The organism is Trichocoleus sp. FACHB-40, assembly GCF_014695915.1.
GTDB lineage: Bacteria > Cyanobacteriota > Cyanobacteriia > Cyanobacteriales > FACHB-T130 > Funiculus > Funiculus sociatus.
Genome location: NZ_JACJPF010000070.1, coordinates 63,596 through 79,580 on the forward strand (window position 1 = coordinate 63,596; position 15,985 = coordinate 79,580).

The following is a 15,985-nucleotide window of genomic DNA, read 5'->3' on the forward strand; positions in this document are numbered from 1 at the left end:
ATTCTAAAACAAATGCTACAAATCATACATGATTTGATTCTTTGTCCAAACTTTATTTCATACACGAATATTTTATGCTATGAGGCAATCTGTGGAGGAGAGTCTATGCAGCAAGTTGAAGAACCAGGCCCAGAGGTAGACAAACAATACTCCGTACAATCAGATTTTGTAAACCTAGAATCCATCTTTTTTTTACATTGTAACTCAGCAATTTTACAGCTAACTCAATACCCTTTTAGATGCAAATGAATCGCTAAAACGTACCTGCCATCAATAGACGGAAGAATAAAAAAAATATTTGCATCTGAGGTAATCGTCTGACCAAAAATTGCCGAAGCAACAAAACCTCGTCTGATATTTATCAAGCCCATTGAAAATATTTTTCTCTTACTTAAACAAGAGTGGCTTGGCGGGTCTAAGTTTTTACGAATATTACTAACTGTATTTACTACTTTAATCCTTTTATTATCGAACCGGAAGCTAAATTTACTCCAGTGGATTAGATTGAGGATCTGGGAAAGGAAGGAACTAAAGCATCCCCATCCAGATTTAAAAGTGCCAGCAAAAAAACTAACTGTAGTTGAAAACGAAGGTTAATAAAATTTGGAAGGTAGATAAAATATTAGAAATAAACTACGAAGATACAAGGAATAATTATTTATACACATAAAATCTTTACTTGTTTCAAACTCGTTCTTTGGGATTTTAAAATATGAGCATAACACTTGTCAACCTAGCCTTGCCAATCGTAACTGATGAAATTGAAGCAACCTTAGATACTTATCCAGAAGATCCCTATCAAAAAGCTTTTGCTATTCCTGAGTTACGAGAAAAACTCATCGCTTATGTACTCAGCACAATTCCTAGCACTTACACAGTTGTTGAGGACGCGCAACCAGGAATAGCCTACCCTAAGTTTCCTTATCGTTCTTTAGAACTAAGACTGCACATAGAAAATCAAATTCATAAGGGTATAAAATACATTCTCCAATCTAATTTTGACTGGATTATACACCATATCCCGCCAGAAGCTTACCCAGGGAATGTTCCTTCTGACTGGTTTGGTTGATATCGATAGAGCTTACCTAGAATCGCTAGAGCAATTGGTTGGGTTGAAATGTAGTCTCAACTCAACCAACAATTGTCAGTGAATATTTACTCCTCATTCCTGACTTTTTTATAATTCCTTAGTAAATCGCCGTAGAAGGTTTATATTTAACCATCAGTCGCGCTAATATTACTCCGAGCGCTAGTCCAATTCCATGCGTCCAGTAGGTAATATTAACTGGATTAACAGCACTGGAAATTTTCAAGCTGCCGATTCCATAAAATACCTGCTGTACAAACCACCACAATAAGAAGAACAGCGCAGGTAGTTCGATAGGAATAAAAACAACTATCAGGGGTAGAACAGTGTCAATTTTGGCTTTAGGAAAATTCAAAAGATAGGCACCGATGACAGATGCGATCGCGCCATTTGCTCCAATAAATGGCACACTTAAAGTAGGCTCAACTAAAACTTGCACAACCCCAGTAAGAAGGGCGCTCATTATGTAGAATATTAGATATCTCCTATGCCCTAAAACATTCTCCACGCCCTTTCCAAAAACAAATAGAAATAAGAGATTGCCCAGAATCTGACTAAAGCTGCTGTGGAGAAACATCGCTGATACCAGAGAACTAGAAACAATCAAAACAGCAAACCACGCAGCAGGATTATTCCCACTAAGTGCATCTGATATCACTGCACTCAAATGAGCCGGAACTATCCCCCAATGTTGGATAAAATTAGTAAGTTCACCCGCAACTTCTAACTTTAGCTCCCACAAGAAGAAAGCAATATTAATACCGATGAAGAAGTAATTAATAATCGGCTTGCGGCGACTGGCAATATTATCTGTAATAGGAATCATGGATTTTGGTGTTTTTAACCCCAAGGTACGCAGAGGAATATTTGATTTTGCGTACCTTGGCGGTTACCTTTGTTACCTGGAGCGTTTAAAAAAGATAATTTATTCCAACTGGCTAAACAAATCCGCCAAAATGACATTAGAAAACAAGAACCCCTCCGGATCGGTTAATTTTATCCGCCCTGATGCTGGGAGTTTCTGAGTTTGTTGTTTAATCGCTTCCCCATCGTCGGTTACAACTTCTACCCAACCTTGTTGATAGTAGGGTTGCAAACATTTGCCAATTTTTGAGAGCGTTTGTTCGCCAAACCGTTCAGCCAAGGTCGATAAACTTAAGCCTTCTGCCAAACGCAACCCTAACATCAATGTTTCTAACAATACCTCAGAGGCTGATATCTGAGGATAGTCCAACACCCCGCCAGCTTCACAGAGCTGTTGCACCCATTCGTAATATTCTCGTGTTTTGCGGGGACGGGTGAAACGGCACCCCTGCAAGTAACTTGCAGCACCCATTCCAAAGGCGTAGTAAGGGCGATTCTCCCAGTAAACACGATTATGGCGGCATTGATGACCGGGCTGGGCGTAATTAGAAATTTCGTAATGTTCGTAACCAGCACCCGTAAGGATTTCGCTGGCTTGGCGATACATTTGGGCGGCGGTTTCATCCTCTGGTAAGGGTTTAGCACCGGGTTGATATTGCCGCCCAAAGGCAGTTACAGGTTCTACTTGCAGATCGTAAGTTGAAATATGAGTAGGAGCGATCGCAACTGCTTTAAAGAGAGACTCTTGCCAGTGATCTAAGGTTTGATGGGGCAATCCAGAAATTAAGTCTAAACTAAAGTCGGCAAACCCCACCTGACGGATTAGCTCCACAGATGCAAAAATGTCAGAGACAGTATGCGATCGCCCGCAGACTTCTAGCAACTTTTGCTCAAACGACTGCACCCCTAGACTGATTCGATTCACACCCGTTGAGCGGTAGCCTTGGAGTTGTTCCCCATCAAACGTCCCTGGATCTACCTCCATCGAGATTTCCGCGTCAGCGGCAATACCAAAGCAACCGTCTAGTTTATCCAAGATACGCCCTAGTTGTTCCACCGACAACAACGAAGGAGTACCGCCGCCAAAGAAAATTGTTTTTAAGGGAAATCCCAGCGCTGGCGTTATTTCAATTTCTTGCAATAGCACCTCAACATAATGCTCAATTGTCCCAGAGTTGCTGCCAGTCTTGCGATCCCCAACCACTGACACTGGAAAATCACAGTAAAAGCATCGCCTTCTACAAAATGGGATATGTAGATAAGCGTTCCTGGGAACCTCAAAATCAATAAATTTCTTAGCTGGCTTTAAAGAATTTAATACCATGTTTGCATCAATACTCAATATAGCGATGAAATATTCAGAAATTTGATTAATAGTTGTAACTTTAATAAATTTATCGTCAGCTATTTAATTTTATACCTCACACCGCCCTAAGCCCAGACGCTAGTCTAGTCCAGCCTTCAGCAGGCTAAAGAACTCGATAAATTTTTCGCTTCCTATCTCTAATAAAAAACAATTGACTTCATTAAAAAAAATCAAATTGTATAGAGATGCTGATATTAACTGAACCTCATCCAAAAAGTGAATGTCATAACACAAAAGATATAATATAACGGTAAATCTAAACAAGCATCAGTTTTTGAGATCCGCTCCCAGAAATTGAAGCATTCATCCCAATCAACTTGAAACAATGCTTGACGCACTCATAATTCTTTTATTCATCCTAGCAGCGGCGGGAGTCGGTTTCGACGCTATAGAATTGCTACCCAGTGGCATGCTCAATCAAGTCAGTAATCAGGACGCTTTACGCTGGGTATTCGCTGGGTTTGCCGCCATAATTGGGGGTGCATCTGGGCTGCTGGTGCAGACAACCTATCGCCGCCTAGAAAAGAAAGTCCGCGAAATGCCGATAGAGGTCATCCTGACTAGAGCCGTCGGCTTGGTGCTTGGCTTATTAATAGCAAATTTGATGCTGGCACCAGTTTTCCTGTTACCAATGCCCTTCGATTTTGCTTTTATTAAGCCTTTGGTTGCCATATTAGGCAGCGTGATGTTTTCCTTCTTGGGTGTCACCTTAGCAGATACCCACGGTCGTTCCTTCCTGAGGCTGATCAGTCCCCACTCAGTAGAAACGATGTTGGTATCAGAAGGAACCCTCAAGCCTGCCTCTACAAAAGTTTTGGATACCAGCAGCATCATTGATGGTCGCATTGAAGAACTGCTGAACACTGGCTTTATAGAAGGTCAACTTTTAGTGCCGCAGTTTGTCTTGCAGGAACTCCAACAACTGGCAGATGGTTCCAACGACATGAAGCGCATCCGGGGACGGCGAGGGTTAGATATCCTGAACCGGATGAAAACAGCTTACCAAGAACGCATTGTCATCCACCCAGCGGACTATGATGAAATCGCTACGGTAGATGCTAAGTTAGTGCGTTTGACGCAAGAAATTAATGGCACGCTGTTAACCAACGACTACAATCTCAGTAAAGTTGCCACCTTGCAGAAGGTGCCTGTACTGAATATTAACGACTTGGCTCAGGCAATTAGAGCGATTTATCTGCCTGGTGACACTCTTGAGCTGAAAATTCTCAAAGGTGGCAAGGAACCCGCGCAGGGTGTCGGCTATTTGGACGATGGCACTATGGTAGTTGTGGAAGATGGTCGCGACTACGTGGGTGGTGAAGTCCGAGTCGTGGTGACAAGTGCCTTGCAAACCTCGGCGGGACGGATGATTTTTGCCAGACCCCAGGCTTCTGTTCCTGTCTAGACAGATGTCGAGAGCCATACGAGTCAAATCATGCGACCGATGCAGCGAACCTGCATCGGTTCTTTTTCGAGTTCGTTATGATGAGTCTGAACAATGGATTTTTGTGTGCCAGCAGTGTTGGCCTTCTATCAGCCAAAATAATCCATTCTACATTTACGGCGGTACTTGGAAAGCCAGGAAAAAGGGATAGGGGGCGAGGATTTTATCGTGTTGAACATAGCGATCGCGCTTTCAAACTGATAATACCTGTCCTGCCGTTATATTTAACTCTGGGAAAGTCCGAGAGTTAATCCGTTCAGTCCTGGTAAATTCCGTTGTTGCATAGCATTGCTCGTTCAAAAGCAATACAGAAACCTTGGATTGACGCAAGTCTACAATCCAATACTCATAAATCCCGACTGTTTTATACTCTTCCTGCTTGGTTTTGTAATCTGTCTTTTTAGAACCAGGACTAACTATTTCCACAGCCAGTAACGGTGCAGTTCTCAAAACAGCGGCTCTAGTCTTATCTGCTTTAACAGTAGCCCACTGCGCGGTTGTTACCACACATAAATCTGGAGTACGAGAACGTTCTTTTCCGGTTTTCGGATTAATGCCTATATAAACTCCCACATCGCGCTTGACTATCCACGGCTGCTGTTGTCTTGCTATTTCTGTCCTGATAGCATCTGAGAGTAAATCAATTACATCGGAATGGTCGCCCGTTGGCAATGGAACCATTACCAGTTCGCCATCCACAAGTTCATAACGATTGTCGGTTCCGTCATCGTAAGTTAGGTATTCCTCAAAGGTAAGTTTTACGGGTGTTCGAGTCATAACCGAATCGCGCTTTTAAGCTTTGCGTTTTATTCTTGCAAAATGGTTTTAGACACGATCCGCGTCTTTTTCCTATCGGCTTCTGAGAGTTCTTCTCCTGATTGCAGGCGAGTGGCACTGGTTTGCAGGACGGTCGCGGCGCTATTGTCTCCCATTTGTAGGGCAGTTTTGGCGGCAGTTTGTAACATTGTCGCAGCACCAACGCGATCGCCTTGTTGCAATTTCGCTTCTGCCAGCTGGGTTTGCCTATATTTCGCCAACGCCAAAATAGACTGTTGCACCTGCTGGTTGGGTGCGGGTTGGTAACTCCGGACAACATTCGCCTCGACTGGGATCATTTGGGAAAGTAACCCAGTTTGATTTTGGGTGGGATCGTCGTAGCGGATTTGTACACTCGCAATATTTTGACGACCCTCTGACAACTGGCTAACGTAAAGGTTAGCTAAGATGACTCGCGGCACATTCTTCATCAAGTCTCCCAGACGCACCACTAAGGAGTTGCCTTCTTGTTGCACTGGCAACTCAATTGTATCTGGAGCAACTTGGGCAATCGGTTTGAGTTCGGCAAGCCGTACCTTCGGCATCAGAGACAGTAGCAGGTAAGCGTTAGTTAGTCCCACCGAAGAGATGCGATTAAACAAGCGCCCAAACTCATCCACCGCCTGCTCTGGACGCTCAATATAAGACAGCATACCCCCCCCGGCGTCGGCAATTTTCTCCAATATGTCCTGGTTCCAGTGAGCGCCAAACCCCAACGTGTTCAACGTCAGATTGTAACCTGTAGCTACTTGGGCAAATTTCAGACAACGGTTGTTGTCGCCATGCTCATTTTCGCCATCGGTTAACAGGAAAACCTGGGAAACGGTTTCCTTTTTGCCCTTTGCCAGTTCTTCAATTCCCAGCTTTAGACCCTCATCAATGGCAGTACCCCCATCAGCAGTGAGCCGATTAATCTGCTTTTTGATGTTTTCTGGGTTGTCTATGACTTGGTTAGGGACGAGGACTTTGGCTCTGTGGTCGAAAGCAACTACAGAAATGCGATCGCCTGGTACGAGACGCTCCACCAGCCTTACAGCTGCCTGTTTCACCGTTTCCAAAGGGCGTCCGTTCATCGAGCCACTGTGGTCAAGAACCAAACATAAGTTTAAGGGAGCGCGACCTTCAAACTCGCTGGCGATCGCAGAAATTGAAATCTCTAGTTGACGCTGGCTACTCCCTTGAGTTGCGTCAATATTGGCATCATTCAGGGTAGGCTGTAAACCAACTCTCATAACACTTGAATCCTGGCAGGAGAAGACACGATCTGACTAACCACAACGCAAAATACCGCCGCTACGGAAAATGAACCGCAAATAGTTACAGAACTTATTTTCCACAATAGCTTGCAGCCTAACCCTGGGGAAGCACTCACCACGAAAATTACCACTCTTGGTAGAAACGCTAAATAACACGGAAAAGTGGGACAGTGGTAATTACCGATTATCCATTACTAATCCCCTATCCTTGCATCCTTAGATTCCAAATCCTTGTATCCTAAGACCGAACCTTAACCGTAAGCGGTAATGAAAGCAAAACTGCTAGAATCCAAGCAGTACGGTGGGGTACACCGGAATTTAATGTCAAATTAAAGATAGCGCCATTATTGACCGCTCATACAACGCCATGAACTCACCCATGAAGGCTGTTCAAGCTCCTTACTACGGCGATAACTTCTACCGTACACCGCCACCAGATTTACCCTCCATGATATTGAAGGAGCGGATTGTCTATCTGGGAACGCCCTTGGTGCCAGAGGTAACGAAACTAATTATCGCTCAGCTACTGTTTTTGCAGTACGAAGACCCCGAAAAACCGATCAAAATCTACATCAATTCCACTGGCACTTCGCGTTATGACGGTGAACCCGTTGGCTTTGAAACTGAAGCCTTCGCCATCTGTGACACGATGAACTACATTAAGCCGCCCATCCACACCATCTGCATCGGTTCGGCGATGGGGATGGCGGCGATGCTACTGTCAGCTGGAACCAAAGGCTTTAGAGCTAGTCTCCCCCATGCCACGATTATCCTGCACCAGACCAAGAGCTACGCTCGCGGTCAAGCGACGGATATTCAAATTCGCGCTAAAGAAGTGTTGGCTAATAAGGAAACGATGCTTGATATCCTATCGCGCCATACGGGTCAGCCAAAACAAAAAATCTCTAAGGATATGGATCGGCTCTACTACCTGACACCCCATCAAGCTGTTGAATATGGCTTGATTGACCGGGTTCTGGAGAGTAAAGCAGACTTACCAACACCGCTTCCCGCAGGCGTCATCTAAAGAATTAAAAATTAAAAATTAAAAAGGCAATGCTTCATTTTTAATTTTTAATTTTTTAGACACCAATTTCAAAGATTCAAAAACGGAGTTTTGTACCATGCCTATTGGCTACCCTAGAGTTCCCTACCGGATGCCAGGGGGACAATATACTGATTGGATTAACATCTACGATCGTCTTTACCGGGAACGGATTATTTTCCTGGGTGAAGATGTGGACGATGAACTGGCTAACCAGATTGTTGCGGTGATGCTCTATCTGGATTCAGAAGATCCAGGTAAGGACATCTACCTCTATATCAATTCTCCTGGTGGTGTGATCACATCTGGCATGGCTATTTATGACACCATGCAGCACATTAAATCTGATGTGGTGACAATTTGTGTGGGCTTAGCTGCGTCGATGGGTTCTTTTCTGTTGGCAGCTGGCACAAAAGGCAAACGCCTTGCTTTGCCTCACTCGCGGATTATGATCCACCAACCCTCCGGCGGTACGCGGGGACAAGCCACAGATATTCAAATCGAGGCTAAGGAAATTCTGCGGATTCGTCACCAACTGAACCAGATTTATGCTGACAGAACAGGTCAATCCATCGAGAAAATCGAGAAAGATATGGATCGTGACTTTTTCCTATCTGCTCAAGAAGCTAAGGAATACGGTTTGATTGACCGCGTAATTGAAGAACGTCTGTAATAAGTAGAGACGCGATGCTCCTCGCGTCTCTACAATGGCAATGGAAACTATAAACAAAAATTGGAAGAAGATACTTAAAGATACCTCTGATGAACCTCGCAGATTGTTACCGATTGTTGGGGTTAGGCTCAGGGGCATCTTTTGCAGAAATTAAAGCGTCTTATCGGCGTTTGGCACGAAAATATCATCCTGATGCAAATCCTGGCAATCGCCAAGCTCAAGATAAGTTTATTGAGTTGACTGAGGCTTACAAGTTCCTTCTCGGCGTGGTGCAAACGTCGGAAACCCAAGAGGAGGAATCAAGCCAACAAGAGACAGTCGGAGAAACGCCACCTCAACCAACCGTCACCAAGATTACTCGCAAGGAGGCGCAACTGCCAAAGACTCCCCAGTTGTCGCAAATGGATCAACAACTGAAGTGGAGTTCGTATCAGCAGTTGCAACAGTTGCTGAAATATCGCCGTTTTGCGCGAGCGATCGCTCTGATTGAAGGACTCGCTCAACGTCTACCACAAGATCCGGAAGTTCGTCAGTGGCAAGCGATCGCATATCAGCAGTGGGGTCGTCAACTAATAGCTGAAAAGCAACTTGATAAGGCAAGAATTTATCTAAAAAAAGCCTTGAAAACTGACCCCCACAACCGTTCCCTCTGGGCTGAGGTTGAGCGAGATTTTCGCCGTCTAGAGCAGCTTTTTTGAATCTTTGTTTATTTTTTGCAATTTTCTAAGCTGTTAGCTTTCGTTGGGAGATAGTTCACAGGTACAAAAGTGTAACTATCGGTTGAGCAATTGGCTCGAACTACTTTAACCAAAGTAGAAATAGGCTCATTGCGATCGCCACCTCGGAAACTAATCGTCCCTGTAGCTCCTTGGGCTTTAAAATTTTTGTCTGCTAAGGCTTGTTGCAAACTAACACGGCTCGGTGATGATTGTTTTTCTAAAGCTATTATCAACGCACGAGTAGCATCATAAGCCGTAGCTGTGCGCCAACTTACATCACCTCTCCATAAATTCCTAGCCGCTTGGGGAAATTCTGGGTTGTCATGGCTTTCTAAATGATGCCATGTTACAACCACCACAAAGCGGTTCAAAGCATCTTTTCCTAACAGCAGTAAAGTATCAGGACTGTAGAGGGTACTACCTCCCACTATCCAATAATCGCCCCGATTAGCTCTAATTAATCTTAAAGTATTACTAATACCAAAAGCAGTGGTTCCACCATCTGGAAATACGCCCAGGGCTGTAGCTTTTTGCCTGTGTGCTTGTGCGATCGCTGCACTTGCATTAAACTGTTGTTTAGACAAATCAGCTTCCGCTACCACCTTTCCACCGCTAGCAGTAAAGCTAATGAGAAATTGCTCTCGTAAAGAACGGCTAAAATTACTCCCAGGAGCGTAAAAAACTGCTGCTTGTTGGTAACTATCTTGAGCTAGTAAGTAGCTTGCTAAATATTGGGCAGCCACTCGCGTATTCGGTACGGTACGAAAGAAAACGTGATTGGGAATATCGCCCCAGCGTGAAAGTTCTTCTGATGTGCTACCAGGGGAAATTACTACCAATTTGTGTTCTTGATAAACAGGCACAGCTGCCAACGTCACTTCACTGGCATAGTGGCCCACAACTGCTAAAAGATCCCTTCTTTTCACCAGTCTATTGGCAACTTCTTGAGCTTGTTTAGGGTTATTTGCATCATCTGCAATTAACACTTTAAGACCAATACCATTAATCTTTTTTCCCTGATTTATTTCATTTTGGGATTGGGCGACTCCTCGCATCATTTCCATTGCTGTGTCTGAACTCTTGCCTATGGGAGCAACAACCGCAATAGTGTAAGCTTTTTGGTTTCCAAGTTGGGCATTATTCAGATAAATCAAAGTTTCAGGATCGCTTGGTTGTTCTTCGCGTGCCTTTTTTAATAAGCTAACAGCTTCAGGATATTTACCCTCTTTGATTTTTTGCACTCCCTGTTGTTTAAACGATACTTCAGAATCGGGAACTAAAACTTCTTCTCCACAACTTAAATTGTCCCCGATAACTTTATCGCAAGCCTTGGGCGGGTTTATTATATAGATTATTACTGCTATTGCCGACAGTAAAATTGCACCAGCTAAAATTGCTAGTGTAAGTTTTTTATTTTGCTGTTTGAAAAGCGTTGTAGTTTCCTCATTTATATTATTACTGCTAGGAAGAATTAGGGGCTTTCGGGAAGGTTGCATAAGCTGAAAGCTGCTACTGGTTCGTTTCTCAATTTGTTTTAACCGTTGCAAAATTTCGTGTGAATTTCTCGGACGTTTTGTTGAGTATGGAGGTAAGGGAGCCATCATGTCATCAATCAAATCTGCTAAGCTTGGCAAAACCTGCGGCGCTTTGTTTCGCCAAATTAAGCGACCTGTCTCATTGTCTTCAGGTAGCAAATCAGGAGATATTCCTGTGAGCAAATGAACAAAAGTTCGCCCCAAAGCATAAAAATCAGATGCACGAACAGCTCTGCCATTTACTTGTTCTGGAGGCGTGTACCCACGGGAAAAAATTACTGTGCAACCTTTTCCTTGTAAGTTATGCAAGTAGGTTTCTGTAGCTTCTCGTACTGCACCAAAATCAATCAATACCAATTGATTATCAGGTTGCAGCATAATATTAGACGGCTTAATATCTCGATGGAAATAATTGTGTTGATGTATCTTGTTTAAAATTTCTGTTATTTGTTTTAACCATTCGCAAGCTTGCTGTTGGGTGATGGGTTTGTTGTTTTGATTCAACCAGTCTCTCAAATTGCTTCCTTCAATTTTCTCCATTACCAGACAATGCAATGGCTTGTTGCTATTTACAAGATCGATTTTGAAGTATCCATCTGACTCGACTCTAGGAATACCTTGAAAATTCAGATGCTTTAGTACCTCTGCTTCCCGCTGAAATAGGCAGATTGCCTTATCGCAGTCAATGTGCAAAACTTTCAGGACTTTTCGCGTACCTCCGCGACACGTATCCTCCACCTCAAAGGTGTGAGCAAAGCCTCCTTTGTCCAGACGTTTAATTACTCGATACCGTCCTGTAACTAAGATTTCTGGCCCACAGCTAGGACAAGCGAGTTGATTCGCAGGGTTATCGAAATGAAGGCAGGTGGGATTGATGCAATAACTCACGACGAATACACCATCCCGATTAAAGTGGGAATGTTATAGTATTATAGTTGCTGGCGCAAAGTAAGTTAATTTCTTAAATAATCGTTTAATTAAAGTTCCTTATAACAAACTTTTCCCAACTGATGGAAGCGTGAAAATAACTCTGTTGCTTTCGGGAGAGCTTTTAGATCAGGGAACAACGTCCTAATGGTTGGATGGCTGAGCTTATGTTGGTGGAAAATTATAGTTAAAAATTATCCTTTAATTGAGATATTGAATTCGTCTGACAATCATTTTGTCCTAAATATTTGCCAAGCTTCTGTATGATTTAGATTAGTCTAAGAAAAAAGGACGAACCTGAAGAGTTTCTCCCTACACCATTGAAAAAATCCCAGCGCTCGCATTCTTGATGAAGGTTGTAGTAGATGCTCCCTCGCTGGCAGTCCATAATATACCAACTACTACCAGTGGTTACTAAGGCGCGATCGCGTAAGCCAAAATTAGCGCGATCGCGCTAATCTAATGACAATCGAAGAGCATCAGTTCCTATGTCCCAAAAAGCGATCGCTATTACCGTCAAATTATTCGCCGCCTATCAAGAAGCTTATGGAGTTTCGGAACTGTCGCGAGAATTTCCGCCAAATACACCCGTCAAAGCAGTGCTAGATAGTTTCATGACTGAGCATCCAGAACTCAACAAATGGCGCGAATTTACCCGCTTCGGTGTAAATCTCCAATTCGTTGAGCCAGATACCATTATCCAAGATGGTGATGAAGTTGTGCTGATTCCACCAGTCAGCGGCGGCTGACCCGATGCAAGGATTTTGGATTCATCAAACGAAAAGACGCGAGAAACATCGCGTCTTTTCGTTTAGCCTCGCATTGTCTGAGCTTAATAGATTAGGTTAGGTCGCTAAGTGTTGGCTTTTAGAGGATGTCTGAAAAGTCATAATCGAGACGCTTAAACGGTCGAGATCCCCCTTGCATCCCCCTTTTTAAGGGGGACTAAGACTTGATTCTCCCCCCTTAAAAAGGGGAGCTGGGGGGGATCAAGCTAACTTTTGACAGTTGTGAGACATCCTCTTAGGCAACGCATTAGTTAACAACAGTTGTATTGATGGGAGTGGTCGTTTCCGAAAGCTGAGGCTGCTCGGCTATAATCGCATTACCCAGCAGGACGGCGATAACGATCATTATTCCAAAACCAAACCCGCCAAGGGCAGGCTCACGGCGCTGATTGCAGCAGCAGCATGACTGTTGAGAGAAAGAGTCGGATCTGCAAGAACATGGCATGAGAGCGAACACCTCCAAAGTAAATGCCGAAGGTAGATGGGAATTGCAAGCTGGAAACCTGACGCTATTGCTTAACGCACTCTCAAGAGGTTGTTATCGTCGATGCGCGATGCAGCTTGTTTTTGCTCTTTTATGGAGTAGAACCATCATCCTTTCAGTAATGCTGTCTATCAGCACAATTTGTTAGCGCTGTCAACTAGCACATTATTTTTCTTCACAAGTGTTGGCTGCGTTTCGGGAAAAAGCTGAAATTTAATTGAAAAAATCTTTACAGTCCGGGCCGAAGTCAGGGGCAAAGCGATCGCTTCCCTTCCTTCGGCCTATTTCCATCCCAAATTAAGGCATCCATTCCAAAACAATGCCAACGCGACTATCTTTTTGTTGTCGGGCGTTTTGTTTCTGGATGTCAGTCGATAAGCGGAAATTGCGGGTGAAGGCATAGCCTACAGAAAGCGTTGTGATCCCGACTTCTTCACTGGTGGCTGGAGCAACCCAACTCTGAGTTAAAGAGATATCTGCGGCACCAGTGCGAGACAAAACTAGCAACACTCTTGCACCGACATTAACGCCATCCGTCGAATATTTGTCAGTTTCCAGATGCCGATAGCCTACGACGGGCGCAAAGTTGACGTAACTGCCCAAGGGACGCACGTAATATCGCAAGTCTACCCCGTAGGCACTCCTGTCCCCTTCAAAGGTTCCCTGATAGTCGCCACTAACCGTTAAACCAGTGCGACCAATAAACAAATCTTCCACACCAACATTTACTCCCCCCGCTTGCCCAGAGGAGGGAAACTGAGAGTAACCCAGCCTTACTCTGGTACGGAAGCTGGGGTCATTACGAATTTCTTCTAAAACATTCGGTACTTTTTCTCGCCACCGCTGCAAGGCTGGACTATTTTCGATTTTTTCCGGTGTCGCTTGTGGTTGGGTTTGGCTTGATGCAGGAGGTATCCCGATCAAGCTTATACCGAATGTTAACAGCCACCAATAATTTAATCTCATGCAAAAATTTTGAGGTTTAAACGCTTTAGGTAGCGAAGGGAATCGCAAAGGTACGCAGAGCCAGATTAACCTCCTTGCATACCTTTGCGTCAACCGTACCTTTGCGTTAAAAAAAGTGGCTTTGCTTTGTGCAAAACCACTTCAGTTAAAAAAGCCTAAAATTAGCGTACTGTGCCGTGTACTGATGTCATGTCAATCGGCTTCATCAGGTATAACCGCAGCAATTGCCAAGCATTGGAAACGTAGAACGGTAGCTTCTGGAAGAATTGCAGGAATTTGGGGGTGTTGGAGTTAGCGATCGCGCCCAGTTTTTCGTTATTGTTGATGCAAACATCCAGCCGTTGATAAAATTCCGGCTTTGACACATCCAAAATTACTGGAAAAACACGTCCTGCTGTTTCATTGGTCTTTTCAATCACTTTGATATCATAGTCCCGTGCATCCAATCCCAGTGAGGCGTAGAAGCCGGAACGCTGAATATCGTTGAGGTACATTGTTGCAAACACTGACAGCAGGAAGAACCGACACCACAGCTTCGCCCTCCAATCGTTCAAAAACTGGGGTTGCGCTCGCATTACCGCATCGAAAAAGTCACCGTGGCGGTTTTCATCCTGACACCAGTTTTCAAAGAACCGGAAAATCGGATAAATCCGGTTTTCGGGATGTGCTTCCAAATGACGATAAATTGTGATGTAGCGCCAGTAGCCAATTTTCTCAGACAGATAGGTAGCGTAGAAGATGAACTTTGGCTTAAAGAAGGTGTATTTATGAGTCTTGGTCAAAAATCCCAAGTCTAGCGACAGGTTGAAGTCTGACAGCGCCTTATTCAGGAAACCTGCGTGACGTGCTTCATCCCGCGACATCAGGTTAAAGCCTTCCGCCAACAGGGGATTTTTGTCTTTCAATCTCCGTCCCAGTTCTTTGTATAGCAGGAAACCGGAGAATTCTGCTGTGCAGGAACGTTCTAGGAATTCGATAAATAATTTGCGAGTTTCCCCGTCGATGCTATCCCAGGATTGTTCAAATTCTGCATCTCTGACAAAGTGGTGACGGTTGTAGTCAGCGCGAAACTCTTCCAGCAGCGCTTTAAGTTCTTCTTCATTCGGCGAGAGATCCATCTTCGCCATTTCATCAAAGTCGGTGGTATAGAACCTAGGTGTCAGCAAAGTTTCTTTTGCTGGTACTTTCACCCCTGGTCTTAATTCTTCAAAGCTGGGTTTTTTGAGGGAATCCACCATATTCTCTTTCTCTCTTGTTATAAATTCTGTCGCTCTCACTCTTCGCCTGCGTTCCAGTCTACCAATCTCCAGGGTAGCGATCGCTTACCTGTTCGGTTAAGACTTGCTAAGCAGTTTCAACTTTTGTCACATTTGCTGGGGGCTGGGACTGGGTACTGAGGACTGGGGACTGGGGACTGGGTAAGATTTTTCCCAATTCCCAATTCCCAATTCCCAATTCCCAATTCCCCAACTCCCAATTCCCAAAACAAAATATCTATCATTGAAACCAGGATACCTGAAGCAAAGCGGGAATTTTATGAACAATGTCTCCACTGCCTATTTTCTTTGGCTCGGCTGTTTATTTTCCCCGCCCATAGCGGGGCTGCATCGCCTTTACAATGGAAAAATCGGGACTGGTCTGCTGTGGCTGTTTACTTTTGGTTTATTTGGTGTCGGGCAGGTAGTGGATTTATTTTTGATTCCCCGAATGGTAGAGGAGCATAACGCCCTGTCTCAAGCCAAATTGGGGGTATCTGCCAATGGTGTGCCTTTATCGCAGCCTGCGATCGCTCTTACCAAGCAAGAGCTAACCCGCGACGAAATGATGCTCAAACTTCTGAAAGCTGCTGCTGTTAGAGGGGGTAAACTTTCCGTCACCCAAGCAGTAATGGAAACTGGGCTTAACTTTACCCAGGTAGAAGCCACGTTGAAAGACATGGTTAGAAGTGGCTACGTTATGATTGACAATCATCCCGAAACAGGCATCGTTATTTACGAGTTCATTGAGTTGTAAAG

Annotated in this window: 15 protein-coding genes; 7 read left to right on the forward strand and 8 right to left on the reverse strand. The window is 44.2% G+C overall.

Features of this window, described 5'->3' with window-relative positions; genetic code table 11:
* Window positions 1–712 precede the first annotated feature (712 nt).
* Window positions 713–1,069, forward strand: a complete 357-nt coding sequence (locus H6F63_RS17180) for a hypothetical protein (protein WP_190638763.1) — start codon at window positions 713–715, stop codon at window positions 1,067–1,069.
* Window positions 1,070–1,187: 118 nt separating this feature from the next.
* Here the strand turns inward: H6F63_RS17180 and H6F63_RS17185 are convergent, their stop codons facing one another.
* Window positions 1,188–1,913 carry a rhomboid family intramembrane serine protease gene (locus tag H6F63_RS17185; protein ID WP_190638764.1) on the reverse strand — a complete coding sequence of 242 codons (726 nt, stop codon included), beginning with the start codon at window positions 1,911–1,913 and terminating at the stop codon, window positions 1,188–1,190.
* Between the two features lie 99 nt (window positions 1,914–2,012).
* Window positions 2,013–3,275, reverse strand: a complete 1,263-nt coding sequence (hemW, locus tag H6F63_RS17190; protein ID WP_190638765.1) for a radical SAM family heme chaperone HemW — start codon at window positions 3,273–3,275, stop codon at window positions 2,013–2,015.
* Window positions 3,276–3,642: 367 nt separating this feature from the next.
* On the opposite strand from hemW, the gene H6F63_RS17195 reads away from it, so the two are divergent.
* Window positions 3,643–4,722 carry a PIN/TRAM domain-containing protein gene (locus H6F63_RS17195; RefSeq protein WP_190638766.1) on the forward strand — a complete coding sequence of 360 codons (1,080 nt, stop codon included), beginning with the start codon at window positions 3,643–3,645 and terminating at the stop codon, window positions 4,720–4,722.
* A 231-nt stretch (window positions 4,723–4,953) separates the two neighbouring features.
* On the opposite strand, the gene H6F63_RS17200 is transcribed toward H6F63_RS17195, so the two are convergent.
* The gene (locus H6F63_RS17200; RefSeq protein WP_190638767.1) at window positions 4,954–5,538 is read right to left on the reverse strand and encodes a Uma2 family endonuclease; all 585 of its coding nucleotides are present in this window, start codon (window positions 5,536–5,538) and stop codon (window positions 4,954–4,956) included.
* A 29-nt stretch (window positions 5,539–5,567) separates the two neighbouring features.
* Complete coding sequence (locus H6F63_RS17205) at window positions 5,568–6,809, reverse strand: VWA domain-containing protein (protein ID WP_190638768.1); 1,242 nt, start codon at window positions 6,807–6,809, stop codon at window positions 5,568–5,570.
* A gap of 391 nt (window positions 6,810–7,200) precedes the next feature.
* Between H6F63_RS17205 and H6F63_RS17210 the strand changes: the two genes are divergently transcribed.
* The 3 genes from H6F63_RS17210 to H6F63_RS17220 all read left to right on the forward strand — a co-directional run bounded on the left by H6F63_RS17210 (window position 7,201) and on the right by H6F63_RS17220 (window position 9,249).
* The gene (locus H6F63_RS17210; protein WP_190452496.1) at window positions 7,201–7,860 is read left to right on the forward strand and encodes an ATP-dependent Clp protease proteolytic subunit; all 660 of its coding nucleotides are present in this window, start codon (window positions 7,201–7,203) and stop codon (window positions 7,858–7,860) included.
* A gap of 97 nt (window positions 7,861–7,957) precedes the next feature.
* Window positions 7,958–8,551, forward strand: a complete 594-nt coding sequence (locus H6F63_RS17215) for an ATP-dependent Clp protease proteolytic subunit (protein WP_190444705.1) — start codon at window positions 7,958–7,960, stop codon at window positions 8,549–8,551.
* Between the two features lie 89 nt (window positions 8,552–8,640).
* Window positions 8,641–9,249, forward strand: a complete 609-nt coding sequence (locus H6F63_RS17220) for a J domain-containing protein (RefSeq protein ID WP_190638769.1) — start codon at window positions 8,641–8,643, stop codon at window positions 9,247–9,249.
* Between the two features lie 8 nt (window positions 9,250–9,257).
* On the opposite strand, the gene H6F63_RS31045 is transcribed toward H6F63_RS17220, so the two are convergent.
* Window positions 9,258–11,693: a bifunctional serine/threonine-protein kinase/ABC transporter substrate-binding protein gene (locus tag H6F63_RS31045; protein WP_190638770.1), complete on the reverse strand. Its 2,436-nt coding sequence runs from the start codon at window positions 11,691–11,693 to the stop codon at window positions 9,258–9,260.
* A gap of 527 nt (window positions 11,694–12,220) precedes the next feature.
* Between H6F63_RS31045 and H6F63_RS17230 the strand changes: the two genes are divergently transcribed.
* The gene (locus H6F63_RS17230) at window positions 12,221–12,481 is read left to right on the forward strand and encodes a MoaD/ThiS family protein (RefSeq protein WP_190638771.1); all 261 of its coding nucleotides are present in this window, start codon (window positions 12,221–12,223) and stop codon (window positions 12,479–12,481) included.
* 820 nt (window positions 12,482–13,301) lie between these two features.
* Here H6F63_RS17230 and H6F63_RS17235 read toward each other — a convergent pair.
* The 3 genes from H6F63_RS17235 to H6F63_RS17245 all read right to left on the reverse strand — a co-directional run bounded on the left by H6F63_RS17235 (window position 13,302) and on the right by H6F63_RS17245 (window position 15,471).
* Window positions 13,302–13,970: a hypothetical protein gene (locus H6F63_RS17235; RefSeq protein WP_190638772.1), complete on the reverse strand. Its 669-nt coding sequence runs from the start codon at window positions 13,968–13,970 to the stop codon at window positions 13,302–13,304.
* Between the two features lie 161 nt (window positions 13,971–14,131).
* Entirely contained in the window at window positions 14,132–15,208 is a 1,077-nt protein-coding gene (gene acsF, locus H6F63_RS17240) for a magnesium-protoporphyrin IX monomethyl ester (oxidative) cyclase (RefSeq protein WP_190424573.1), read from the reverse strand.
* Between the two features lie 116 nt (window positions 15,209–15,324).
* A complete protein-coding gene (locus tag H6F63_RS17245; RefSeq protein ID WP_190638773.1) occupies window positions 15,325–15,471 on the reverse strand; it encodes a hypothetical protein in 147 nt (48 codons plus the stop codon).
* Between the two features lie 35 nt (window positions 15,472–15,506).
* Here H6F63_RS17245 and H6F63_RS17250 point away from each other — a divergent pair, with 35 nt between their 5' ends.
* Window positions 15,507–15,983, forward strand: coding sequence for an NINE protein (locus tag H6F63_RS17250; RefSeq protein WP_190638774.1), 477 nt, complete (start codon window positions 15,507–15,509; stop codon window positions 15,981–15,983).
* The last annotated feature ends 2 nt before the right edge of the window (window positions 15,984–15,985 follow it).